The sequence below is a fragment of the Enterococcus sp. C50 genome (assembly GCF_040887505.1).
Classification (GTDB): domain Bacteria; phylum Bacillota; class Bacilli; order Lactobacillales; family Enterococcaceae; genus Enterococcus_B; species Enterococcus_B thailandicus.
Genome location: NZ_JBFOFW010000008.1, coordinates 76,192 through 99,353, shown reverse-complemented (window position 1 = coordinate 99,353; position 23,162 = coordinate 76,192). Strand labels below are relative to the sequence as shown.

Below are 23,162 nucleotides of genomic sequence, written 5' to 3'. Positions count from 1 at the left end.
GTCGTCCTCCGATTCTTAAAGTATATAGCGGCTTAGATCTTCATTTTGTGCAATTGAAACCAATTTGTCATTGACATATGCTTCTGTAATCGTAATCTCACCCATCTGCATATCTGGTGCCTCAAATAATAAATCTTCTAATAATTTTTCCAAGATTGTGTGTAAACGGCGTGCACCGATGTTATCCGTGTCGCGATTCACATCAAAAGCAATTTGCGCGATTCGTTCGATTGCTTCCTTAGTAAACGTAACGGAAACATTCTCCGTTTCAATCAATGCAATATATTGTTTGATCAATGCATTATTAGGTTCTGTCAAAATTTTCACAAAATCTTCCGCTGACAAATCATCTAATTCGACGCGAATCGGGAAGCGTCCTTGTAATTCTGGAATCAAATCACTTGGTTTGGATAAATGAAAGGCACCTGAAGCAATAAATAAAATATGATCTGTTTGTAACGTACCATATTTCGTGTTGACTTGTGAGCCTTCAACAATTGGTAAAATGTCGCGTTGTACACCTTCTCGAGAAACTTCACCAGACTGTTGTGATTTTGAAGTCACTTTATCGATTTCATCGATAAAAATAATACCACTTGACTCAGCCAATTTGATTGCTTCGCTATGAATATCTGCATCTTTCACAAGTTTAGCAGATTCTTCACGAATTAAAATTTCGCGTGCTTCTTTTACTGTGACTGTTCTTTCTACTTTTTTAGTCGGTGTTAACGCGCCTAATGTCTCATTCAAATCAATGCCCATTTGTTCCAAGCCATTGTTCATCATTGGCGCGGACTTCTTTTGTTCTTCCACTTCGATTGTCACTTCACGCGTATCCAGCAAGCCTTTTTCCAATTGTTCCAAGACGGTGCGACGATTAACTCGAATGTCTTCGGTGATTTCTTCTTGTGGTTCAGCCTGTTGTGCAGAGGCATTGAACATGTTCATCATTTGTTCAAATTGGTTTGTTGATTGTTTTTGTTCCTTCTTGATACCAGGTACTAAAACTTTCACTAACCGTTTTTCAGCATTTTTCTTGGCTTTTGTATACACACGACTGTATTGTTCTTTCTCAACAATTTGAATCGCGTTTTCGACCAAGTCACGAACCATTGATTCTACATCTCGGCCAACGTAACCAACTTCTGTAAATTTAGTTGCTTCCACTTTGATGAATGGCGCATTGACGATTTTTGCAAGTCGACGAGCAATTTCTGTTTTCCCAACCCCTGTTGGCCCAATCATCAGCATATTTTTAGGTGTAATATCTTGTTGCATTTTTTCATCTAACTGGAGTCTACGGTAGCGGTTTCGTAAAGCGACAGCCACAGATTTTTTAGCTGCTTCTTGTCCCACGATGTATTGATCCAACTCACTCACGATTTGTCTTGGTGTTTGTCTTAATTCATTCATTCTAATCACCTCTTATAATTCTTCTACAATGATATTATGGTTTGTGAAGATACAAATATCCGCTGCGATGTTCAACGCATTTTCAGCAATCTCTTTTGCACTCATCTCATTTTGTGCATAATTTTTCATTGCACGTGCAGCGGCTAACGCAAAGTTTCCGCCAGAACCAATGGCTAAAATACCATCATCTGGTGTAATCACTTCACCTGTTCCAGAAACTAACAGCATTTCCTTATCATTCATAACAATCAACATTGCTTCTAATTTCTGCATGGATTGTTGTGTTCGCCATTCTTGTGCTAACTCAACAGCCGCACGTTGTAGATTGCCATTATATTCATTCAGTTTACCTTCAAATTTTTCTTCCAAAGTAAAGGCATCTGCTACGCTTCCAGCAAAACCAACAACAACTTCGTCATTATAAATTCTGCGAACTTTGCGAGCTGTTCCTTTCATAACAACAGATTCTCCCATTGTTACTTGACCGTCTCCAGCCATTGCAAATTTTCCGTCTTTTTCAACTGCACAAATCGTGGTTGAATGAAATTGTGATTCTACCATTTGTAGACCCTCCTAATAAAATAATATCCTTGCTACGCTCGTGGATGAAAAGAGCGATAGTTTTTTTGTAAACTTTCTTTCGTCACATGGGCATAAATCTGAGTTGTAGACAAATTCGCATGCCCTAATAATTCTTGAACTGTCCGCATATCTGCACCATTGTTCAATAAATGCGTTGCAAACGTATGACGCAACATATGAGGATGAATATCACTATCTAGACTACTTTTCTTGATTATCTGATTTAGTATATATTCGATTCCAGTTGGTGTAATTGGATCACCATGGTGGTTAACAAAAACAAAATCGTGCTCTTTATGGTATTTATTCATCAAGAACGAACGACTTTTTTCAAAATATTCTTGTAAAGCTTCTTGAGCAAAGGATCCCAGTGGCGCATATCTTTCTTTGTTTCCTTTTCCATGAATCAACATTACCTCTGCTTGAAAGTCGATGTCCTTAACCTTTAACCCACTACATTCACTTAAACGGATACCAGAACCATATAAAACTTCTAGTACTGCTCGATCTCTGAAGTCCAACGGTTTATCCCCAGCAACGCTTTCAAACAAAGCCTGCATTTCATTTTCATAAAAAAAGCGCGGTAACCGAATATTTTTTTTCTTTAAATGGACATAAGAAAAAGGATTTTCCTCGATCAGTTCTTCTTTTAAAAGATATTGATAAAATGAACGCAAACTGGCAATTTTTCTGCTAATTGTGTTTCTACTGTATTCTTTATCTGATAAAAAACCTAAATAGACTCTCACATCTAAGTGATCAATACTCAACAAATTTTCCTCACCAGATTCTTTTAGAAAATCTTTGAAGTCATCAATATCTTCCTTGTATGCTTGACGCGTCTTATCCGAGTATCCTCGTTCAACAATCAAATAGCGTAGAAACTTTTCTTCCCAGCTTTGTTCTGCCATTTTTTCACCTTCCTTACAATCCCAGAAATAAATTTAGCATAGCCCTTATAAAAAAACAAATAAATTGTCAGAATTTAATCAATATTTCTAAGTTTGTTCACAATTCGCACAATTTTTCGTTTTGTTTTCATTTTTCTCGCTAATTTTTCAGTGAAGCATTCATTTTACGCGACAAAAAACTTAGTAAATTATGAATAGCTCAATCATAACTTACTAAGTCGCTTCGTTTTTTTGTTTATTTTGCAGGAATAAGCGAAGCTAATTCTGCAATCACTTTTTCATTAGCTGCTAATGCTCGGTTTGCTAATGCTTCATAACGTGATTTTTTATCACGAATTCGTTCAGGTAGTTCTGGGAACAACCCGTAGTTTGCATTCATTGGTTGGAAATGTTTTCCTTCGGCATGCGTGATATAGTACGCCATACTTCCAATCACTGTTTCTTGTGGGAAGACAACAAGCTCTTCTTCTTTTGCAAGTCGTGCAGCATTGATTCCAGCTAACAACCCACTAGCTGCACTTTCCACGTACCCTTCAACACCAGTCATTTGACCTGCAAAAAATAAATCTTCGCGCTTCGCTGATTGGTAAGTTGGTTTCAATAATTCTGGTGAATTCATAAAACTATTACGATGCATGACACCATAACGTACAAAGTCAGCATTTTCTAAACCAGGAATCATGCGGAATACTCGCTTTTGCTCGCCCCATTTTAAGTGAGTTTGGAAGCCAACAATATTATAAAGAGAAGCAGCTGCATTATCTTGGCGCAATTGAATGACAGCATAAGGGCGTTTGCCCGTTTTGGGATCTTCTAGTCCAACTGGCTTCATTGGACCAAATAGCATCGTTTTAAATCCACGTTGTGCCATTACTTCAATTGGCATACAACCTTCAAAATATTTTTCTTTTTCAAATGCTTTTAATTCTGCGACTTCTGCATGAACCAACGCATCATGGAACGCAGTAAATTCTTCTTCTGTCATTGGACAGTTCAAGTAAGCTGCCTCACCTTTATCATAACGTGATTTCAAATATACTTTGTCCATGTCAATCGTTGATTTATCAATAATTGGTGCAGCAGCATCATAAAAATAAAAACCATCTGAACCATTAAATTCTTTGATTGCTTCTGCTAATGGATGAGAAGTTAACGGCCCGGTTGCGATAACAGTAATGCCTTCTGGTATTTTGGTTATTTCTTCATTGATAACCGTTACTAGTGGATGCTCTTTCACTTTTCGAGTAATCGTTTCTGAAAATGAATCTCGGTCAACTGCCAATGCGCCACCAGCAGGAACAGCTGTTTCGTCAGCCGAAGTAATCACTACGGAATTCAAGCGACGCATTTCTTCTTTCAATAGGCCAACAGCATTTGCTAAACTATTTCCTCTTAAAGAATTAGAACAGACTAATTCCGCAAAATTTTCAGTATGATGTGCTTCCGTCGATTTAACTGGACGCATTTCATATAGACGAACAGGAACTCCAGCTTGTGCAATTTGCCAAGCTGCTTCACTTCCGGCAAGGCCGGCACCAATTACATTTACAGTTTTCAAGTAAAAACCTCTTTTCGATTATTTTTGAACATCTTCTTCATAGTCGCCATTTACACAGACAACCTGTTTGCCACCTTTAACTTTCTTCTCAACCAAATATTGATCACATTTCGGACAATTTCTGCCCACTGGTTTATCCCAAGAAGTAAATTCGCAATCTGGGAAACGAGAACAACCATAAAAAATTCTGTTTTTCTTGGATTTACGTTCAATCACTTGGCCTTCATGACATACGGGACAAGTAACACCGATTTCTTTCACGATTGGTTTGGTATTACGACATTCTGGAAAATTACTACATGCGTAAAATTTACCATATTTTCCTAATTTAATCACCATTGGATGCCCACAGACATCGCAATCAAATCCAGCTGGTTCATCTTTGATTTGAATTTTTTCCATTTTTTCTTCTGCATTACTTAATTCTTTTTCAAAAGGTTTATAGAAACGATCAACTACTTGGACCCAAGCTTCTTTTCCTTCTTCCACTTTATCCAAGTCATTTTCCATTTCCGCTGTGAAATGGATATCAACGATTTGAGGGAAGAATTCAACAATTAATGAGTTAACGATTTCTCCTAGCTCCGTTGGTTCGAAACGTTTTTGTGTCAGTTTGACATAGTAGCGGCGTTGGATCGTATCCAATGTTGGCGCATAAGTTGATGGACGACCCACACCGTTTTCTTCTAATGCTCGAATAAGCGTTGCTTCACTAAATCTTGCTGGTGGTTGCGTAAAGTGTTGTTTGGGTTCGATGTCCACAGATTGAACAATGTCTCCCTCAATTAATTCAGGCAAGATGTTTTCTTTGTCTTCTTTACCATCATCGCGACCTTCAACATAAACTTGCATGAATCCTTTGAACTTGACCTTTGAACCATTGGCAATAAAGATGACACCGTTTTGGTCTAGAGTAACTTTCATTGTATCTAAAATCGCTGGTGTCATTTGACTGGCAACAAAACGTGACCAGATCAATGTATATAATTTTAATTGGTCTTTATCTAAATATTGTTTGATTTCATCAGGTGTGCGCAAAACACTAGTTGGTCTTACTGCTTCATGGGCATCTTGTGCGCCTTGAGCATTTTTTACCTTTTTATTTCCGTGAGCAGAGAATTCATCACCATATGTTTCTTGGATAAATGAAGCTGCTTCTGCTTTGGCTGTGTCAGCAATCCGCGTTGAGTCGGTACGCATGTAGGTAATCAAACCAACTGTTCCTTGTTTTCCCAATGCGATTCCTTCATATAGTTGTTGTGCAACCATCATTGTTTTTCTTGTGCGGAAATTTAATTTACGTGCAGCCTCTTGTTGTAAACTACTCGTAGTAAATGGATTGGCTGGATTTCTTTTACGTTCTTTCTTTTCAACTTTTTTCACTTCAAAGTCTTGGCCATCAATTCTAGCAGTGACTTCTTTCACAGCTTCTGCATCTGGTAATTTTTTCTTCTTGCCATCGATTCCCCAGAAGTTTGCTTTGAATTTCTTACGTGCCTTTTTAAAGTTTCCATCGATACTCCAGTATTCTTCTGGAATAAATTCGCGGATTTCTTGCTCACGATCAATGATAATTTTTAAAGCAATAGATTGAACGCGTCCTGCACTTAATCCTTTTTTCACTTTACGCCAAAGGATTGGACTAATCGAATAGCCAACTAATCGGTCTAATGCGCGGCGTGCTTGTTGTGCATCAACTAAATCCACATCGATTGAACGAGGTTCTTTAAACGCAGCTTTCACAGCATCTTTAGTGATTTCATTGAAAACAACACGATTTTTGTCTTCAAGATCTAATCCTAATAAATAGGCTAGATGCCAAGCAATCGCTTCTCCTTCTCTATCCGGGTCACTTGCGAGATAAACTTTCTGCGCTTTTTTAGCCGCAGATTTTAAACTTTTAATAACATCGCCTTTTCCTCGGATAGAAATATAATGAGGTTCATAATTATTTTCGACATCAATTCCCATTTTACTTTTTGGTAAATCACGAATATGGCCTACACTTGCCATTACTTTATAATTTCGGCCCAAATATTTTTCAATTGTTTTGGCCTTTGCTGGTGATTCTACAATCACTAAATATTTATATGCCATTCTTGAATGGACTCCTTTCATTGTCGAGTTCCTACTATATATACTTATACTAGAGGTTTCCTACAAATCGTAGCTAATCATATCCATTCAGAAATCGTTTGTCAAGGAAAGCAAATGGGAAATGTGATGTTATTCTTTCAATTCTGCTAAAATATCCTGTCCTGAAATCGTACAAATTGCCCCATCTTGAATGAGGTGATGACAGCCTTCAGAGTGTTCTGTTAAAACATTTCCAGGGACGGCAAAAACAGCCTTGCCTAAATCTAATGCTTGCTGTGCTGTTATTAGTGAGCCACTCTTTTTCCTTGCTTCGATTACACAAGTACCCAGTGATAAGGCAGCAATGATTCGATTTCTCATCGGAAAGCGGTGTCTCCTTGGTCCTGCTTCTGGCGGATATTCACTTAACAGCAAATGCTCCTCAGCAATTTTCCTTTGTAGTTGTTCATTTTCTCTTGGATAAAATTTTTCCAAGCCTGTTCCAACAACAGCAATCGTTCGTCCACCTTCTTTAATTGCCGCACAGTGACTATATGTATCAATTCCCTTGGCACAGCCACTCACAATCACATAACCCTCAGCAATCACTGGACGTAAGAGCTGAAGAACTGTTTTCTTTGCAAGAACTGACGATCGTCTTCCTCCAACAACGCTCACCATTTTATACGTCAATAACGATAGGTCCCCTCGATAAAATAATAGAATGGGAGGATATGTCAAATTTAATAATTGTGAGGGATAGCATGGGTCCAAACAAGTAATATACTGTTGGTTTTGTTTGATTGTTTCCCAGTGATTTTCGACCTCCAACCAGCTTTGTCGAAACAGTTCACGATGAATCGTAATAGAGGCAATCTTACAAATCTCTTCTATTGTTAAGCGTACTTCTGGATTTGCCAATAAGTACTGAAGTATTTGCCACTTTCCCTGGCTACTAATCCCTTTTGCGTAAGTCAAACGTAATAAATATTCTTTTATTTTTTCCATAAAAAAAATCACCTCTTGCTTTCTTTTTAATAAGATACGCAAAAGGTGTGTTTAAATTTTTATAAATATTTTTTGACTGGAGCAAATGTCCGACGATGAATTGGTGTAATTCCTTGTTTTTCCATACCAATCAAGTGTTCTTTTGTTCCATAGCCCGCATTGTGACCAAATCCATAGCCTGGATACAATTGGTCATAATCTGCCATTAAACGATCGCGATAAACTTTAGCAATGATGCTCGCTGCAGCAATCGAAACAGAGCGTGCATCTCCCTTGATTAGTTTTTCTTGTTGAATGGGCAAATCTAATTTCATCGCATCAATCAACAAGTAGGTTGGCTGGACAGTTAATTTTTCAACTGCTTGAATCATTGCCAACTTGCTTGCCTCATAAATGTTTACTTCATCGATCACTTTTTCGTCAACAATCCCGATTCCAATAGCCAAAGCTTTCTCTTGAATTTCCTGATAAAGTAATTCACGTTTTTTCTCAGATAGCTGCTTAGAGTCATTTAAGCCAAGAATTTCTTCATCTTTCGATAAGACAACTGCTGCTGCAACGACAGGGCCAGCTAATGGTCCACGACCAACTTCGTCAATGCCAGCAATCCATTGATGACCATTGGCATATCCTTGTTTTTCAAAAACAAACATTTCTTGATACTTTTCTTTGATTTTAGCCTCTTTTTCAAGCCGCTTTGCTAAAGAGTTGAGTGCTTGTTGTACCCCTTTTCGCGGATCTTGCTTCAAATATTCAAGTGAAGGATCAGTCAAGGAAGTGATTGTTGTTAATTTTTCCTTAATGGCTTGAATCGACTCACTCATTCACTTCTTGCCCCATTTCTTCACAGCGATCTAACGTGTAGCGACCTAATCTGCCATCTCTGATTTCAAACACAACTAGTTCACTTCCACGAGCGTAATCATCTCTGAAGCCTCTTTTAGCCGTGACCGCCATCAAAATTTCTGGCGCAAGACCCTGCTCCTGCTCTTCTGTTAAATGGTAACGTTCTTGAATTCTTCCTGGGTAATAACGGGCAAAGAAGTCCAAGCCATAGATGGCCAAATCATCTAAGTGAAGTAATTGATCTTTGATTGCACCAGTCAATGCCAGCTTTTTCCCAATCTCTTCATCTTCAAACTTAGGCCAAAGAATTCCTGGTGTATCTAATAATTCTAGTTCCGTTCCATGACGTAACCATTGTTGCCCTTTCGTCACTCCAGGTTTATTCCCTGTTTGTGCAATTTTTTTTCCAACTAAGCGATTCATTAATGTCGATTTTCCAACGTTAGGGATTCCTAAAACCATTGCTCGAATTGCACGGGGTTTCAATCCTCGAGCAGCATCTCTTGCTCTTTTTTCTTTTAACACTTCTTTGGCGGTCGGAATCAGTCCCTTCACGCCCTTGTTTTCTTGTGCATTGATTGCTAATGCAGCGTGACCTTGTTTTTTGAAATATTCTTGCCACTGCTTTGTTTGTTGTGGATCAGCCAAATCAGCTTTATTTAATAAAACGATACGTGGTTTTTGTTGAATAATTTGATCGAGCATCGGGTTTCTTGATGACAACGGTAAACGCGCATCCACTAACTCAAAAACGATGTCAACGTATTTCATTTTTTCAGAAACTTCACGACGAGCTTTCGCCATGTGTCCCGGGAACCATTGAATGGTCATAGTTGTGTTTCCTCCTTGATATATCAATCTCACTGATTGGAACTCAAATAGAATGTGCTTTTTCATTCTGTTGTTCACAGTTTGATCACTTACAAGCTATTTTAGCATAAATTGAACTAAAAAAAAGAAAGCATCGTTTGTTTTCTTAGCGCTATGCCTTTCCAAAATTTATTTTACCAAGAAAAAAACGAAGCAGAATTTTTGACAGCGTTTTACAAACAGTAGATGATAAGAATATAGAAAGGGGTCGAAAAAAATGAGTACGATGGTTTTTGTCAATTTTCCAGTCAAAGATGTAAAGAAGTCAACGGAATTTTATACGAAACTCGGCTTTGAGCAAAATCAAGAATTTTCGACAGAACAAGCAAGCTCTATGGTATGGGATGATCACTTTTGGATTATGTTGTTGAATCATGAATTTTATCAAACATTTATCAACGATCGAAAAATTGCAGATGCACAGACAACCAGTGGCGCACTGATTGCTTTCAGTCTACCTAATGCAGAAGCAGTCAAAAAATTTGCCGAAACAGCAAAAGAAAATGGTGGGTCTTATTATCATGTGGACATGGGTATTCCAGAAGATCAAATGTTTGGCCTTGAAGTACAAGACCTAGATGGAAATATGTTAGAACCCTCTTGGATGGCAATGTAGAAACAAAAAATACACTTCGTTAGTTACTATACGAGAAGAAATCCATACCATTCCCCCACAAGTTTGGGATGATTTCTTCTTATTTTTTATAATCTTGCAGGGAACTATCTAAAGAAAGAGGAAACACAGATGACGTGTTTCCTCTTTCTTATCTACTAATAGCACATTCATTAAAAATAAAAGACTGATTCGCTTTTATTTGTAGCCTTCAATATGTAAAATAAATTTTTGATTTTCTGTCCCTGTCTTATTAAAGGTGATGATATTTCCACCATCTAGATTGCTTTTTTGAATATCCATTACATGTCCACTTTTTACGTTCTTCAAGAAAAATGCTTCGCCGTTGGTTTGACTACTTTCCCAAATCAGTTGCCACAGTGCACTATCGTTATTACTAACATTGGGTTTGACGCCAACCTTTTTATCACTATTTTCTAACAAACTATATGCAGTTTGTTTATAACTATGGATACTGTAAGCATTTTTTGCTGCATGATATTTTAAATACCACTTTTGATTACTATTCCCATCATTGTTCCAACTCACAGCTACGTTATGTGTTTCATCCCAATCAACAACTTTCCAATTATCCATTTTGCTTTGAATCGAAACAAGTATGTCATTGTAATTTTCTGGTATTTTTGTATTTAGATTAATGACCAGCTCGTTGTAAACAAAGTCAAAATCTACAATTGTCTTTATATGGATAACTGTATTAGAACCATTTATGTATTGGCTTTTGTCAAATCGAATCGTGTAATAGCGTTGCCCATTTTTCTTTTCACGAAGAATTCGTTTGCCCTCCACTTGATACTGACCCCTTGGTCCACTGGATAAAGTCTGTACCTCAATCGGGTTCCCACACTGGTAAAGATCATCTCCCATGTTAACATCAAATTCAATTGCATCTTCTGTTACTCTCATGCCCTCGACTCCCCAACCCTCAGTAAATGAGCCTACTATAATATTTCTAGTAATTGTATATTCCATTTGCTGGTTTTTCTCACTACTTTTTGCGTCAACTGCTTGACTTGCTTCATCTGCGTGAACCATTACTTGAGGAAACAATAAAAATAAAGTAAAAAATAATCCAATCATCTTTTTCATTTTCTTTCTCCTTTTTTGTTTTATTTTTTCTTTTAAACAAATTCTTCCAGCTCTCTTTTCCATTTTCACCTCCTCGAAAAAAAGATAAGATAAAACAACTAACAAAAAAATTTTACCTCTCTAAGAAAACGTTAACATAAGCGAATGTGAGTTGTCCAAAGATAACTTTAGCTATATTTAAAAAAACAAAAAAAAGACAATTGATCTCATTCAATTGTCTTTTTGACTGATACTATTTCAAGCCATCAATTATTTGATCCATTTGATTTCACTTAGAGGATAGTACACCATACGTGCCTTACCCAAGATATCTTCACGAGAAATCGTACCAAAAGAACGACTGTCTTTTGAAATTCGTCGATTGTCCCCCATTACGAAATAATTATCTTCAGCTAATTTTTCTTCCCCAGTCAATCCTTGCAAGGTGAAATCGGTCGTATACGGTGCAGTCTCATGATCTGATTGGATATTTTTACTTAAAAATGGTTCTTTGATATCTTTTCCATTGATTTGTAATGTATCATTTTGGTAGCTGATCGTTTCACCTGGTAAGCCAATCACTCGTTTGATATAAATCGTGCCATCTGCCAATTGAAAAACGACGACATCAAATCGTTTGATCTCGGTAAATTTCTCCATCATCGTCATATTTCCTTGACTCAACGTATTTTCCATTGAATTTCCTTCAACCGGTACTGGAATAAAAAGAAAGCCACGTAAAATAAATGCCAGAAAAATCGAAATCAGTAAATATTTCACAGCTAACCAAAAACGATTCGTCCACTTCTGTTTTGTTGTCAACATTCATCCCTCATTTGTAGTTCTGCTTTTATTATAGAAAAATTTCAAACAAATTGCGACTAAGAGATGAAATTAATCTTTTTTTCAAAGACAAACAAAAGCTTAAGAAGCATGATTGTTTTCCAAATATTGTTCCCAAGCCGCATCAAATACATCCATGGAAGTTAAATAGTCCACATTCATTTCCAAATAATCAGAGAGTTCTTCATAGTCTGAACTATGTTTTGGAAATTGAATATCTTTTCCTGCTTCATTTGCAAATTCAGTCACTTGATCTAGCTGATTTGGTCCACGAAGAGTCATTAAATAATGGTAAAAGCTTCGATTCACTGATGATTCCCCCAATTTTTCTCGACAAAAGCCGCTCTTCTTGCATGATTGCGTGCAAAGTTTTCTGGATTCTTTTTATAGTAGTCTTGATGATCAACTTCAGCCAAATAAAATGGCTGTGCTGGCTCAATGGTCGTCACAATTTTTTCTGTAAAACGACCACTCTCAGCTAAGCGTTGTTTGCTTTTTTCTGCAATCGTTTGTTGCTCTGTTGTTGAATAAAAAATGACAGGTCGATAACTACTTCCTCGGTCTTCAAACTGTCCAAACGCATCAGTTGGATCGGTTTGTTCCCAATAAAGCTCGACTAATTCTTGATAGGAAATCACTTGTGGATCATAAATGATTTCAACTGCTTCTGTATGGCCAGTTGTTTGGCTCTTCACTTGTTCATAGGTTGGATTAGCCAGTTGTCCGCCAGTATATCCTGACATAATTGAGTAGATACCTGGTAAACTGTCAAATGGCTGAATCATACACCAAAAGCAGCCACCTGCAAAAATTGCACGTTCCATCAAAGCCCTCCTTTTATTTATCTATTTTGATTTCACTTATTGATTTAAACTTTCTTTTGTTGTTTCTTCACTTGCGGGTAAGTATAGACTAAAACGAATATCATCGTCTACTAAATTTATTTTATCTGCTTTGATATACATGCCATTTTGCATTCTAAATTTATCTAGTCGAAGCATGACTGTTAAGTCTTTCGTATCAATCTCGACCCATTTAGGTAAATTATAATTACGTTTAACCATGTTCATCACATCTTTGATTGGCAAACTTAATGTGCCGATGGATAAACTTTTTGCTTTCAGCTGAACGTTTCCATTTTCCATAACATAGGGTTCAAAATAGAGATAAAAATTCACTGGAAAACCTAATACTTCAAACTGACCATTTAACATGGCTTCATTTTCTAAATAAAATTTATACTCAATGTCGCCTTCTTTTTGAAAATCACTTAAGAAAAAACTAATCAACTGATTGACTTTTTCTTTATTTGAATTAATTGTCAGGACTGGTTCGCCTTCGATTGCCGTAATTTCTGGCATGTTTTTGTACTCAGGTTGGCTCGAAAAAATTCGAACGCCTAGAAAAATGGTGATACCAACCACGACACCTAATAGAATCAAGAAAGCCATTCGCCAATAATTCGATGCTTGACTTTGTTTTTCGTTCAAGGGTTCTTTCACTTCTACTTCTGATTTCTTTGGATTTTCTGATTCTGTCATTTGTCACCCTCCTTTATCAGCCACTGTTCTTTGGTTGCAACTAATTTTTCTTTTACTGCATTTGCCATCAATTGATAGCCCAAGTTGTTTGGATGAAAATGATCCTCTTCATACAAAACATTATTTTTTATATCATTCAAGCTTTCTGCCATACTATCTGTTGTATTTGTTTGTTCTTCAGCTACACCAACTTTTTGATCTAACCCCTGATATAGTAAATCGTTGATTGGAATAAAATAGCAGTGATCCGTTTCTTTGACCATGGCTTCTGTTCCTTGATTCCAATTATCTACAATCGTTTGCATATCTGTGATTTCTGGAAAGTTCAAATAAAAAGGATTGTAAATACCTAGAACATAGATAGGCGCATTTGGGTTTAGCTCTCGGATCTCTGCTAAAAGTTCAGTCACATTTTCTTGATAGTTTTTTAAAGGTTTTTTAAAAGATCGTGTTGTTAACCCAAAAAAATTATTTTGAATCACCTTCATCAAATCATTTCCACCCACAGTCAATGTGATAATGTCAGCGGTCTTAATGTTTGTTTGAATTGTTTCTTTTTCCTTCACTCGCTTAAGTATCTGGTCACTTCGTTCGCCATTGACACCATAATTTTCTGTTTCAACAGTCTTCAGCTGATAGTCTTCTCGTAAATCATTTGCAACTAGCGGAACAAAACCTCCTTGTTTGGTTTGGTCTCCCACTCCCTCGGTTAAAGAATCACCAATCGCTACATAATGAAGTTTACTTTTCATGTTCGACGTTTTTTTAGTCGCAACTGATGGCTTTACTAAGGGTTCTGCTTTCGGAATACTCAGTGATAATCCAGCGAAAACGATGACTGCAATGACGATTGGAATAAAAAATAATCCATATCTCTTGAGTAATTTCATTTTCTCACCTCTGTCTTCAATTGTGTCTAATCTTATCAAAAGTTATTTGAAAAAGGTAGTCTTTCGAAACAAATCATAGGAATTTATCTTTTTTTCAAAAAATGCACACAAAAAGAACTAGTGAAATGAACATGCCACTCAACTAGTTCTTTTCTTACTCTATAAGTTGTTAATCGACATAATACATGATCGCAAAAGCACCTTTACCCGCATGTGTAGCAATTACTGGATTTGTTTGTAAAACTGGGATATGCATTTCAGGAAATAGTTCTTGTAGACCTTCTTTGAACTCTAATGCTAATTCTTTTGCATCAGCGTGGGAGATCGCAATTTGATGAACATTAGGTAACTCTTTTAGTTCTTTTTTCAAACTATCAAACCATTTGTCAAAAGTTTTCTTTCCTCGGCCCTTGGCAACTGGAATCAAATCTCCATGAGTAAAATTCATGACCACACGAATATTCAACATACTTGACAGCAACCCTGTCGCACGACTGATTCGTCCACCTTTGACTAAGTTATCTAAGGTAGCAATTCCAATATATAATTTGGTGTTGTCGCTAATTTTTTTGATTTCAGCTAAAATTTCAGTTGAAGATTTGCCTTCTTTTGCTAATTTTGCTGCTTGAATGACTTGGAAAGACAAACCTTGATCTGTTGTATCGCTATCAATAACTGTTACTTTACTTTTAGTTAAATTGCTCGCTTGACGCGCAGCTTCCACAGTTCCACTTAATCCTTTTGTCATGTGAATGGAAATAATTTCGCTACCATCTTTACCCAATTCATCATATAATGAAACAAATTCGCCAATTGGTGGTTGGCTCGTTTTTGGTAAAGCTTTAGCAGTAGACATCATCTGCATGAATGTTTCTCCATCTAACTGATCGTCATCAGGATACATAACGCCATCAATCATTACTGATAGTGGCATGACATGAATATTTAAAGTGTCTCGTACATCTTTTTCCATTGTACAAGAAGAATCTGTTACAATTTTTACATTTGTCATTGTTTTCTCACTCTTCCTTTAACAGCTGCCTTATTCATGTTAAACTTACATTCAAGGCAATTTCTTTTTTTAGTATAACAGACAAACAATGATTTTTCATTAAATACGTCAAACAAAGGAGCCGTTTTCATGGAAAAAACAAAATTTAGTCGCAGTTACTTGATTGTCAACGAAGTTTTTAATGCGATCACTCACGGAATTGGTGCTGGATTAAGTATCGCGGGCTTAGTCATTTTACTCGTCAAAGGCGCGCATCTTCATTCTCCCCTTCATGTTGTCACTTATGCGATTTACGGATCAATGATGATTCTTTTATTTTTAACTTCAACGTTGTTTCATTCATTGATTTTTACCAAAGCAAAAGGTGTTTTTCAGGTCTTTGATCATAGCTCCATTTTCCTATTGATTGCCGGAAGCTATACACCATTTTGCCTCTTAAGTGTTAAAGGTTGGCTAGGTTGGATGCTTTTTGGCTTGATTTGGGTATTCGCGATTGCAGGAATCGTCTATAAGTCACTAACCTTACACAAAAAGGAAACGGTATCAAAAGTTTCAACCTTTATTTATATCGTGATGGGCTGGCTTTGTTTGATTGCTGCAGTTCCCCTTTACCATTCACTAGGTTTAGTAGGAATTTCGCTAATGGTTTTAGGTGGACTTTCTTATACAGTGGGTGCCTTCTTCTATAGTTTGAAATCCGTTCGCTTCATGCACGTCGTATGGCACCTTTTTGTTATGTTAGGTGCAGGCTTTATGTACTTTTCTGTTTTATTTTTCACTTGATTTTTTAAAATAGGTAAAAAAAAGAACTTTGCGCCTAATTCGCGTAAAGTTCTTTTTTTATGCGTACAAACAAAATTAAATTTGCTTGTCGACATTATTTTTCGTTTCGTTGGTACGTTTCAAATTGATGTGCATACGGATTGACGTCGTTCACTTCACCTGTGCTGACATTGATTAGTGACCAGTCTTCCCATTTGACGGCAGGAAAATAAGTATCACCCTCAAATGCGTGCTGAATCACGGTGCGATACAATATACTACAGTAAGGTAAAAATTCTTGGTAAATAGCAGCACCACCAGCGATAAAGACGATTCCGTCTGCTTCTTTTTCAAAAGCAAGGACTTCTTCTAACTCGTGCATGATGGTTACGCCCTCTGCTTGATAATTTTTATCATGCGTAAGGACAATTGTTTGGCGATTTGGCAATGGTCGACTGCCCATACCTTCAAACGTTTTTCTTCCCATTACTAAAATATTTGATTCAGTTGTTTGTTTAAAAAATTTCAAATCATTCGGTAATCGCCAAGGAAGTTGATCATTTTTACCAATCAATCCATTTTCATCTTGTGCCCAAATTGCAGCTAGCATCTTCTCATCCTTTCTTACACAGCAATCGGTGCTTTAATTGCTGGATGTGGTTGGTATCCTTCCAATTGGATATCATCCATTTCAAAATCGAATACAGATTGTTTTTCTGGATTCAGACTTAATGTTGGAAACTCACGTACTTCACGACTTAACTGTTCTTTCATTTGTTCTACGTGATTAGAATATAAATGCGCATCGCCTAGCGTATGAACAAACTCTCCGACTTCCAATCCTGTTTCATGTGCAATCAAATGAGTAAGCAACGCGTAGCTAGCAATGTTGAATGGAACACCTAAGAATACATCACCACTTCGTTGATATAATTGACAACTTAAACGACCTTCAAAGACGTAAAACTGAAACATGGTATGGCAAGGAGGTAACGCCATACTTGGAACATCTTCAGGATTCCACGCTGAAACAATTAAACGTCGAGAATCTGGTGTTGTTTTGATTGCTTCGATTACTTCTTTAATCTGATCAATAAAACGACCATCTTTTGTTTCCCAATGACGCCATTGGTACCCGTAAATATGACCTAAGTCGCCATATTCAGCTGCAAATTCTGGATCATTAATAATTTTTTCGCAAAATAGTTTACTTTGTTCTTGATAAAGTTCATTAAATGCTTCATCAACTAAGCTTCGATGACCAAAGTCTGTCATATCTGGACCAGTGTAGTCCTCACTTTTGATGTAGCGTTCAAACGCCCATTCATCCCAAATGTGATTATTATTTTCTAAAAGATAACGGATATTCGTATCTCCTTTTAAAAACCAGAGTAACTCACTTTTAATGAGACCAAATGGGACTCTTTTGGTTGTTAACAAAGGAAAGCCTTCTTGTAAATCAAAGCGCATTTGATAGCCGAAAGTACTAAGCGTACCTGTCCCTGTTCGATCACCTTTTTGGTTTCCTTCTTCTAACAACTTTTTTCCTAAATCAAGATAAGCTTGTTCCATTCATTCTCCTCCTAATTATCGGCCCACTCACTAAGATACTCCCAGCGAGCCATTTTTTCTTCCAGTTGTCCTTCTGTCAAACTCACTTCTTTTTGTAATTCTTGGAGACGTGTAAAGTCATCTCCTTGATGGTTCATTTCTTCTTGCAGTTCACCCAGTTTATTTTCCAACTCTGCGATATCATCTTCAATGGTTGCCCATTCTTTTTGTTCCATGTAAGAGAGCTTTTTCTTTTTGGCTTCGTCTTTTGGTGTAGCTTTTGGCTTTGCTTTAGCAATGACTACTTTATCTTCTTCTTTTTGCTTTTGTAAATAGTCAGACATATCTCCGTAAAAAAGCTCTTGCTTGCCGTTGCCTTGAAAAACAAGTAACTTATCGACTACTTTGTCTAAGAAATAACGATCATGGGACACAGTGATAACTGCACCTGGAAATGTTCGAAAATAATCTTCTAAAATAGTTAATGTTGCAATGTCTAAATCATTGGTTGGTTCATCTAATAATAAAACATTTGGCTGCTGAATCAAGAGTTTTAATAAATATAAACGTCGTTTTTCTCCACCAGAAAGTTTGCCGATTCGAGTACCGTGCATATACCGTGGGAATAAAAATCGTTCCAATAATTCGGCTACACCGATTTGAGCACCGTCAGCAGTTTTAACTTCTTCTGCAGCTTCTTGCAAATAAGAAATCATTCGTTGGTCTGGTGCCATTTCCTCGTTTTCCTGTGTGTAGTATGCTAATCGGACTGTTTCACCAATAGAATACGTGCCACTATCCAAAGTCATTCGCCCTGCCAAAATATTTAACAAGGTGGATTTTCCGGCGCCATTTTTCCCAGTAATTCCTAGTCGTTCTTTTGCTTGAATCAATAATTGTAAATCAGCTAATAAAATTTGGTTGTTAATGGAATAATAGCCATCTTTGATTTCTAAAACTTTTTTTCCAAGACGCTGTGTTGCGATGTTCAATTCAAGGTCCGCTTCTTGGTTTACCTGATACAAGTTTTCTTTTAAATCTTCAAAGCGATTGATTCGGGCTTGCTGCTTTGTTCCTCGTGCTTGAACACCCGCGCGAATCCAAGAAAGTTCTTGCTTATATAGTCGTTTACGTTTTTCTTCTTGTTCGACTTCTACACGATCTCGCTCCGCTTTTTCTAGAACATAGGCTTCATAATTTCCTTTATATTCATGAAGCTCTCCAAATGCCAACTCAAAGATTCGATTCGTCACTCGATCTAAGAAATAACGATCATGGGTAACCATTAGCAATGCGCCACGATACTGTTTCAAATATGATTCAAGCCATTCAATTGCTGCATAATCCAAATGGTTTGTTGGTTCATCTAACAATAACAAATCTGGTTCATCAATCAAGACCTGAGCTAAGCTCACGCGTTTCTTTTGGCCACCAGAAAGTGCGCCGATTTTTTTGTCTAATTCACTGATACCTAGTTTTTGCAAAATAATTTTTGCATTGGTATCTGTTGTCCAAGCGCCTTCTTTATTCATTGCTTCTTCCGCTTGTGCATACTGTTTTTGTGCGAGTGGATCATCCCCATTAGCACTTAAACGTAACAAAGCTTCTTCATAAGCACGTACCGTTCGAATGAGTGGACTTGTTCCTTGGAAAACTGCTTGTAGAACGGTTAACTCATCTGAAAAATCTGTTGATTGTGACAAATAGCCTATTCGATAATTCGTCGGATAAAAAACTGTTTGACGATCACCATCACCACTATCTATGCCGGCTAAGATATTTAAGAGACTGGTTTTACCAGTACCATTCGTTCCAATTAATCCAATCCGATCTTTTTCATGAATCAAAAAAGAAATTTGATTAAACAAATCTTTTTCGCCGTAAGTTTTTTTGAGGTCAGTTACTTTTAATTCTTTCAACTTGTCCCCTCCTTATCTCGGTTATTGTATCATAAAATCCATATGAATAATGAGACTTTTTCACTTAACTGTTTTCAAAAATAAAAAAGCAAACTTGAAACAAAAATCACCATGATTTTTCTTTCAAGCTTGCTTAATGCCATTACTTACATCAATTATTTGTCGTGAACCTGTTGCTTCAATTTTTTCGTTTGCAGCTCACGCTTTTTTCGACTATACGCAAATCGTAAAGGTGAAGCATCAGCTGGTTTGTTCATTGTATAGGACTCTAAAAGATTGATATTTTTTCGATAATCATTCGCTGAAAAAGTCGTAATTTTTTCAGCAACTTCGTATTCATCAACAACTTTTCGTTCTAAATAGTAGCCTCGAAGCATTTTTTTCGTAAACAAAGTTTCTTGTTGAATCATCATCGTAGAGAAAAAGTTTTTCGACATCATACGCATTTCTTGCGCTTTTCTTTGTTCAATAAAAAATTGAATCATCACATCGCCATACACATCTGTTAAGTTATCCAAACTTTCGATGATTAATTGCGTGTTTTTATGATAAACATCTCTTACATCACTAATATCTTTTTTCGTAACAATTGTTTGTTGTTCTCTTTTACGACGTTCCCAAAACATTTTTGGATGTAAAATAATTCGAATCACTCGACGAACAAATAATAGCCAAAAACCGATGAATGAGAGAATCTCACCTGTGATTGAGCGTTCAAAACGTGATAAAAATCGTGAATAGAAACGATAACCATTGACTGTCAATTTTCCTGAACGATAGCTTTCATCTAAGCCATCTCGTTCAATCGATAAAATAAGTGCTTGGATTTCTTGCACTTCTTGTTTTTCATCTTCCGTTAAGTCTTCAAAGTACAGTTCTCGAATTCGCTCTTGATAATTTTCAATCACAGCTTCTGTTGCCAGATACTCTTTCGAATTTTTCGGTAATTCTTTTGCCTCTTGACGCAAACTTTCAACAACTTCTTCTAAAATCATCAGTGCGTTTAAATCTGTTCCATTTATTTCTTGTTCTTCAGTTAAAATTGGTAGTGCGAGTATCCCCACAACTAATGTAACCAAGATAACTCCTGCAGTTAAGAACAACAGCAATGATCGTTGGTGAAAGACCATTCCATTAATTGTTAGCGGCAAAATAAAAATCGTTGCTAAACTGACTGTTCCCTTAACTCCACCAAAGGTTAAAATTAAAATTTCGTTGAGTTCCTCTTTAAATCTGGTTAAGCCACCTTTAAATAAATAAAAAGCTGTAATTGAAACAAAACGAATAACAAATAACATAACTGAGATCAACAAAATGACAAGAATCAACATCCAGTTAGAATATAACCCATTTTCCCAAACAGGAGAAAAGACTTGCGTCAATTCAATTCCTAAGAAAATAAACACGAGTGCATTCAACGTAAATGTCACAGTTGTCCAAGTGCTATTGGATAAACTAGATAACTCCGCATCAAAAATCGTGATTTTCCGAAAACTGGATGCTTGTAATATTCCAGCAACGACCGCGGAAATAATTCCCGAAACACCAAAAACTTCTGCTAACACATAAGCTAAAAAGGGTAGCAAAAGTTCGATTAATAAATACCCTGTTACATCTCTAGCCGAAGCTTTTTCAATCATATTGATTACTTTTCGTTTAACCCAAACCAACAAGAAACCAACAAGTGCCCCACCCAAACTTGAGATCACTAGACTCACCCCTGCATTTACTGCAGAAAAAGAGCCTGTAATCAATGCAGCTAAAGCAAATTGGAAGGCTGTAACACCTGATGCGTCATTTAGCAATCCTTCGCCTTCTAAGATATGCATAGCTTTTTTGGGAATATTCACTCGTCCTGATAATGAACTAACGGCAACGGCATCTGTCGGGCCAAGTGCCGCACCAAAAGCAAAACAGGCAGCAAAGGGCAAACTTGGTAATAAAAATGACAGTGTCATCCCTACGCCAAGTAACGTCAAAATGACCCCACCAAAGGCTAAAAATAAAATCGTATCGAAATTTTTAAGAATCGACGTAACATCTGCTTTTTCACCTTCACGAAACAATAAAGGAGCAATAATCATCACCAGAAACAATTCTGGTTCAAAGCTGATGGATTCTCCCCATTCAGTTAGACCTAAAATAACTCCAAGAAATATTTGAATTAATGGTGCTGGTATTACCGGTAAGATGCGGCTGACTATATTTGATGCAGTAATCGTTACAGCAAAGATGATTACTAACTCAGCAAATTCCATGGCCCATCTCCTCTATTTTTTATTTTGTGCAAGTACCTTTAAAAATTGTTCCTTTTTTTTCAAAATCTTACTTTCGACAGCTTCAGCTTGTACTTCATTGCCATCTAATTCACACTGTACTCGTTTTGATTCTAAACGAAGTAATTCATGCTTCAAACGTTCCATTTGACGATACGTTAAAATATTTTTCTTTCGTAAATAGCAAAGAATTCGACGACGATCTTCCATCGAAAATGCCCCATAGCGATCATGCAACAGTCTTTTTTGTTTTTCAAAACTCTCTCTCATTTTTCAGATCTCCTATATACAAACTGCACATCTGATAGCAAAACTATGAACTCTTGTCTCTAAATTCAACTTTTGTTTTACTACTGCCCCGTTTGCTGTTTACAATGATTTTTCAAGACCCTATTCTATTCCAAAAGATGCAAGATAGCAAGTTTTCCGCAAAAAAATTAAAAAGTTTTTTCAGAAAACAAAAATGAAGTTTTCATTCCATTATACCAAGTAATTTTACAAGTAAACATAGCAAAAAATGTATTCATTTTTCGCCCCATTGTTATCGAGGAAAAAAACAAATACATTTTACTACTTTCTCTATTCGAAAAATTGACCGTAAACTTCTTCTACACGCTGTTCAGGATTGATTACGATGTACAAGCTTCCAGTTTGTTCACTAATTTTTGTTGATTGATATTGATTATCCAAACCTTCTGTTCCTTTGTCCATATAAGGGAAATAAACCATGTCAGGCGCACCATTACGATACAAAATTTCCATTCGTTCAATATCTTCATATTTTAACGCACGGCTAAACATACCCATCTCTAAGCCACCCAAGTTGATGTCATGAGTTGCAACTGAATCGCCTTCTTGAAAAATTTCGATTTTAAATCCAGCACATGGATGAATTTCAACAAATTCACTTCCATTGATTCGTCCAAAACTCGTTGTAATTTGTTTGATCCATAAGTCACCGATATGACGACGATCAATCGTCCAAGTTTCTCCATTACGGAAATAAAATTTTAGCGCTGTCATTTCTTTTTTCATAAAAAATCTCCTTCTTCCAAATAATAATCAGCATTGCACTACAAGTTTAGCATAACAAATGTAAGTGGTCACATTTTAAGTTCTAAAAATCATTCAGAACATGGTGCGAACCAAAATTTTTTTCATGGTTCAAAAAAGATTGTACACGAAGTGCTCAGCTCCAACAAATAAGAATAAATTATCAGAAATTATTTCCTAAATTTTTGAATAATTTAGACTTATTTTGAAGTGGCTGCAAGCTATTTCGAGGAGTTACTTGGAGAACACCGTAGTTAAGGTTGTGGCGCAAAACGTTTAGCTCCAACAAGTTAACGAGCAAACATCAAATAGCTTTCAAACTTTTGAAGTGAACAGAGGCTAGATTAAT

General features: G+C 36.6%; 23 protein-coding genes. 2 read left to right on the top strand and 21 right to left on the bottom strand.

Annotation, left to right across the window (positions count from 1 at the left end; all coding sequences use genetic code 11):
- Positions 1 to 15 precede the first annotated feature (15 nt).
- From hslU to ylqF, 8 genes are all read right to left on the bottom strand, one after another.
- On the bottom strand, positions 16 to 1,413 hold the full coding sequence (gene hslU, locus AB3I20_RS10630; RefSeq protein WP_067485008.1) for an ATP-dependent protease ATPase subunit HslU: 1,398 nt from the start codon (positions 1,411 to 1,413) through the stop codon (positions 16 to 18).
- A gap of 12 nt (positions 1,414 to 1,425) precedes the next feature.
- Positions 1,426 to 1,974: an HslVU peptidase proteolytic subunit gene (gene hslV, locus AB3I20_RS10625; RefSeq protein ID WP_067485006.1), complete on the bottom strand. Its 549-nt coding sequence runs from the start codon at positions 1,972 to 1,974 to the stop codon at positions 1,426 to 1,428.
- A gap of 32 nt (positions 1,975 to 2,006) precedes the next feature.
- On the bottom strand, positions 2,007 to 2,906 hold the full coding sequence (gene xerC / locus AB3I20_RS10620) for a tyrosine recombinase XerC (RefSeq protein ID WP_067485004.1): 900 nt from the start codon (positions 2,904 to 2,906) through the stop codon (positions 2,007 to 2,009).
- A gap of 235 nt (positions 2,907 to 3,141) precedes the next feature.
- Positions 3,142 to 4,464 carry an FADH(2)-oxidizing methylenetetrahydrofolate--tRNA-(uracil(54)-C(5))-methyltransferase TrmFO gene (trmFO, locus tag AB3I20_RS10615; protein ID WP_368027296.1) on the bottom strand — a complete coding sequence of 441 codons (1,323 nt, stop codon included), beginning with the start codon at positions 4,462 to 4,464 and terminating at the stop codon, positions 3,142 to 3,144.
- 18 nt (positions 4,465 to 4,482) lie between these two features.
- A complete protein-coding gene (gene topA, locus AB3I20_RS10610) occupies positions 4,483 to 6,561 on the bottom strand; it encodes a type I DNA topoisomerase (RefSeq protein ID WP_067484998.1) in 2,079 nt (692 codons plus the stop codon).
- Positions 6,562 to 6,690: 129 nt separating this feature from the next.
- Positions 6,691 to 7,548 carry a DNA-processing protein DprA gene (gene dprA / locus AB3I20_RS10605; RefSeq protein WP_071869356.1) on the bottom strand — a complete coding sequence of 286 codons (858 nt, stop codon included), beginning with the start codon at positions 7,546 to 7,548 and terminating at the stop codon, positions 6,691 to 6,693.
- A 59-nt stretch (positions 7,549 to 7,607) separates the two neighbouring features.
- On the bottom strand, positions 7,608 to 8,372 hold the full coding sequence (locus tag AB3I20_RS10600; protein WP_067484993.1) for a ribonuclease HII: 765 nt from the start codon (positions 8,370 to 8,372) through the stop codon (positions 7,608 to 7,610).
- Positions 8,365 to 9,225 carry a ribosome biogenesis GTPase YlqF gene (gene ylqF, locus AB3I20_RS10595; protein WP_067484988.1) on the bottom strand — a complete coding sequence of 287 codons (861 nt, stop codon included), beginning with the start codon at positions 9,223 to 9,225 and terminating at the stop codon, positions 8,365 to 8,367. Before ylqF ends, AB3I20_RS10600 begins: the two co-directional genes overlap by 8 nt.
- Before the next feature lie 256 nt (positions 9,226 to 9,481).
- Between ylqF and AB3I20_RS10590 the strand changes: the two genes are divergently transcribed.
- A complete protein-coding gene (locus AB3I20_RS10590) occupies positions 9,482 to 9,880 on the top strand; it encodes a VOC family protein (RefSeq protein ID WP_075491767.1) in 399 nt (132 codons plus the stop codon).
- A gap of 195 nt (positions 9,881 to 10,075) precedes the next feature.
- On the opposite strand, the gene AB3I20_RS10585 is transcribed toward AB3I20_RS10590, so the two are convergent.
- The 7 genes from AB3I20_RS10585 to AB3I20_RS10555 all read right to left on the bottom strand — a co-directional run bounded on the left by AB3I20_RS10585 (position 10,076) and on the right by AB3I20_RS10555 (position 15,252).
- Positions 10,076 to 10,987: an RICIN domain-containing protein gene (locus AB3I20_RS10585; RefSeq protein ID WP_143139936.1), complete on the bottom strand. Its 912-nt coding sequence runs from the start codon at positions 10,985 to 10,987 to the stop codon at positions 10,076 to 10,078.
- Positions 10,988 to 11,236: 249 nt separating this feature from the next.
- Positions 11,237 to 11,788, bottom strand: coding sequence for a signal peptidase I (gene lepB / locus AB3I20_RS10580; RefSeq protein WP_368027307.1), 552 nt, complete (start codon positions 11,786 to 11,788; stop codon positions 11,237 to 11,239).
- Between the two features lie 102 nt (positions 11,789 to 11,890).
- Positions 11,891 to 12,118 carry a YozE family protein gene (locus tag AB3I20_RS10575; RefSeq protein WP_067484975.1) on the bottom strand — a complete coding sequence of 76 codons (228 nt, stop codon included), beginning with the start codon at positions 12,116 to 12,118 and terminating at the stop codon, positions 11,891 to 11,893.
- Positions 12,115 to 12,633 carry a peptide-methionine (S)-S-oxide reductase MsrA gene (gene msrA / locus AB3I20_RS10570; protein WP_368027295.1) on the bottom strand — a complete coding sequence of 173 codons (519 nt, stop codon included), beginning with the start codon at positions 12,631 to 12,633 and terminating at the stop codon, positions 12,115 to 12,117. The genes AB3I20_RS10575 and msrA overlap by 4 nt, the downstream gene beginning before the upstream one ends.
- A gap of 36 nt (positions 12,634 to 12,669) precedes the next feature.
- A complete protein-coding gene (locus AB3I20_RS10565) occupies positions 12,670 to 13,350 on the bottom strand; it encodes a YpmS family protein (RefSeq protein WP_082294057.1) in 681 nt (226 codons plus the stop codon).
- Positions 13,347 to 14,240: an SGNH/GDSL hydrolase family protein gene (locus tag AB3I20_RS10560; protein WP_067484969.1), complete on the bottom strand. Its 894-nt coding sequence runs from the start codon at positions 14,238 to 14,240 to the stop codon at positions 13,347 to 13,349. Before AB3I20_RS10560 ends, AB3I20_RS10565 begins: the two co-directional genes overlap by 4 nt.
- 169 nt (positions 14,241 to 14,409) lie before the next feature.
- Positions 14,410 to 15,252 carry a DegV family protein gene (locus AB3I20_RS10555; RefSeq protein WP_067484967.1) on the bottom strand — a complete coding sequence of 281 codons (843 nt, stop codon included), beginning with the start codon at positions 15,250 to 15,252 and terminating at the stop codon, positions 14,410 to 14,412.
- Positions 15,253 to 15,381: 129 nt separating this feature from the next.
- Between AB3I20_RS10555 and AB3I20_RS10550 the strand changes: the two genes are divergently transcribed.
- The gene (locus AB3I20_RS10550; protein WP_368027294.1) at positions 15,382 to 16,035 is read left to right on the top strand and encodes a hemolysin III family protein; all 654 of its coding nucleotides are present in this window, start codon (positions 15,382 to 15,384) and stop codon (positions 16,033 to 16,035) included.
- 94 nt (positions 16,036 to 16,129) lie between these two features.
- Here AB3I20_RS10550 and AB3I20_RS10545 read toward each other — a convergent pair whose 3' ends face one another.
- The 6 genes from AB3I20_RS10545 to AB3I20_RS10520 form a co-directional block, all read right to left on the bottom strand.
- On the bottom strand, positions 16,130 to 16,624 hold the full coding sequence (locus AB3I20_RS10545; protein ID WP_368027293.1) for a dihydrofolate reductase: 495 nt from the start codon (positions 16,622 to 16,624) through the stop codon (positions 16,130 to 16,132).
- A 14-nt stretch (positions 16,625 to 16,638) separates the two neighbouring features.
- Positions 16,639 to 17,586, bottom strand: coding sequence for a thymidylate synthase (locus tag AB3I20_RS10540; protein WP_095803524.1), 948 nt, complete (start codon positions 17,584 to 17,586; stop codon positions 16,639 to 16,641).
- An 11-nt stretch (positions 17,587 to 17,597) separates the two neighbouring features.
- Complete coding sequence (locus tag AB3I20_RS10535; RefSeq protein ID WP_368027292.1) at positions 17,598 to 19,484, bottom strand: ABC-F family ATP-binding cassette domain-containing protein; 1,887 nt, start codon at positions 19,482 to 19,484, stop codon at positions 17,598 to 17,600.
- Between the two features lie 155 nt (positions 19,485 to 19,639).
- A complete protein-coding gene (locus tag AB3I20_RS10530) occupies positions 19,640 to 21,742 on the bottom strand; it encodes a sodium:proton antiporter (RefSeq protein WP_067484955.1) in 2,103 nt (700 codons plus the stop codon).
- 12 nt (positions 21,743 to 21,754) lie between these two features.
- Positions 21,755 to 22,030, bottom strand: a complete 276-nt coding sequence (locus AB3I20_RS10525; protein WP_067484952.1) for a hypothetical protein — start codon at positions 22,028 to 22,030, stop codon at positions 21,755 to 21,757.
- A gap of 309 nt (positions 22,031 to 22,339) precedes the next feature.
- Positions 22,340 to 22,795, bottom strand: a complete 456-nt coding sequence (locus tag AB3I20_RS10520; RefSeq protein WP_067484949.1) for a hypothetical protein — start codon at positions 22,793 to 22,795, stop codon at positions 22,340 to 22,342.
- Between the last annotated feature and the right edge of the window lie 367 nt (positions 22,796 to 23,162).

What these genes read in the sequence shown, in the direction of transcription:
- xerC (WP_067485004.1), bottom strand. Translation starts at nt 2,906, where the DNA reads ATGGCAGAACAAAGCTGGGAAGAAAAGTTTCTACGCTATTTGATTGTT.
- msrA (WP_368027295.1), bottom strand. Translation starts at nt 12,633, where the DNA reads ATGGAACGTGCAATTTTTGCAGGTGGCTGCTTTTGGTGTATGATTCAG.
- AB3I20_RS10545 (WP_368027293.1), bottom strand. Translation starts at nt 16,624, where the DNA reads ATGCTAGCTGCAATTTGGGCACAAGATGAAAATGGATTGATTGGTAAA.
- AB3I20_RS10525 (WP_067484952.1), bottom strand. Translation starts at nt 22,030, where the DNA reads ATGAGAGAGAGTTTTGAAAAACAAAAAAGACTGTTGCATGATCGCTAT.
- ylqF (WP_067484988.1), bottom strand. Translation starts at nt 9,225, where the DNA reads ATGACCATTCAATGGTTCCCGGGACACATGGCGAAAGCTCGTCGTGAA.
- AB3I20_RS10550 (WP_368027294.1), top strand. Translation starts at nt 15,382, where the DNA reads ATGGAAAAAACAAAATTTAGTCGCAGTTACTTGATTGTCAACGAAGTT.
- AB3I20_RS10520 (WP_067484949.1), bottom strand. Translation starts at nt 22,795, where the DNA reads ATGAAAAAAGAAATGACAGCGCTAAAATTTTATTTCCGTAATGGAGAA.
- topA (WP_067484998.1), bottom strand. Translation starts at nt 6,561, where the DNA reads ATGGCATATAAATATTTAGTGATTGTAGAATCACCAGCAAAGGCCAAA.
- AB3I20_RS10555 (WP_067484967.1), bottom strand. Translation starts at nt 15,252, where the DNA reads ATGACAAATGTAAAAATTGTAACAGATTCTTCTTGTACAATGGAAAAA.
- AB3I20_RS10560 (WP_067484969.1), bottom strand. Translation starts at nt 14,240, where the DNA reads ATGAAATTACTCAAGAGATATGGATTATTTTTTATTCCAATCGTCATT.
- AB3I20_RS10530 (WP_067484955.1), bottom strand. Translation starts at nt 21,742, where the DNA reads ATGGAATTTGCTGAGTTAGTAATCATCTTTGCTGTAACGATTACTGCA.
- AB3I20_RS10585 (WP_143139936.1), bottom strand. Translation starts at nt 10,987, where the DNA reads ATGAAAAAGATGATTGGATTATTTTTTACTTTATTTTTATTGTTTCCT.
- hslV (WP_067485006.1), bottom strand. Translation starts at nt 1,974, where the DNA reads ATGGTAGAATCACAATTTCATTCAACCACGATTTGTGCAGTTGAAAAA.
- AB3I20_RS10540 (WP_095803524.1), bottom strand. Translation starts at nt 17,586, where the DNA reads ATGGAACAAGCTTATCTTGATTTAGGAAAAAAGTTGTTAGAAGAAGGA.
- AB3I20_RS10565 (WP_082294057.1), bottom strand. Translation starts at nt 13,350, where the DNA reads ATGACAGAATCAGAAAATCCAAAGAAATCAGAAGTAGAAGTGAAAGAA.
- hslU (WP_067485008.1), bottom strand. Translation starts at nt 1,413, where the DNA reads ATGAATGAATTAAGACAAACACCAAGACAAATCGTGAGTGAGTTGGAT.
- AB3I20_RS10600 (WP_067484993.1), bottom strand. Translation starts at nt 8,372, where the DNA reads ATGAGTGAGTCGATTCAAGCCATTAAGGAAAAATTAACAACAATCACT.
- dprA (WP_071869356.1), bottom strand. Translation starts at nt 7,548, where the DNA reads ATGGAAAAAATAAAAGAATATTTATTACGTTTGACTTACGCAAAAGGG.
- AB3I20_RS10590 (WP_075491767.1), top strand. Translation starts at nt 9,482, where the DNA reads ATGAGTACGATGGTTTTTGTCAATTTTCCAGTCAAAGATGTAAAGAAG.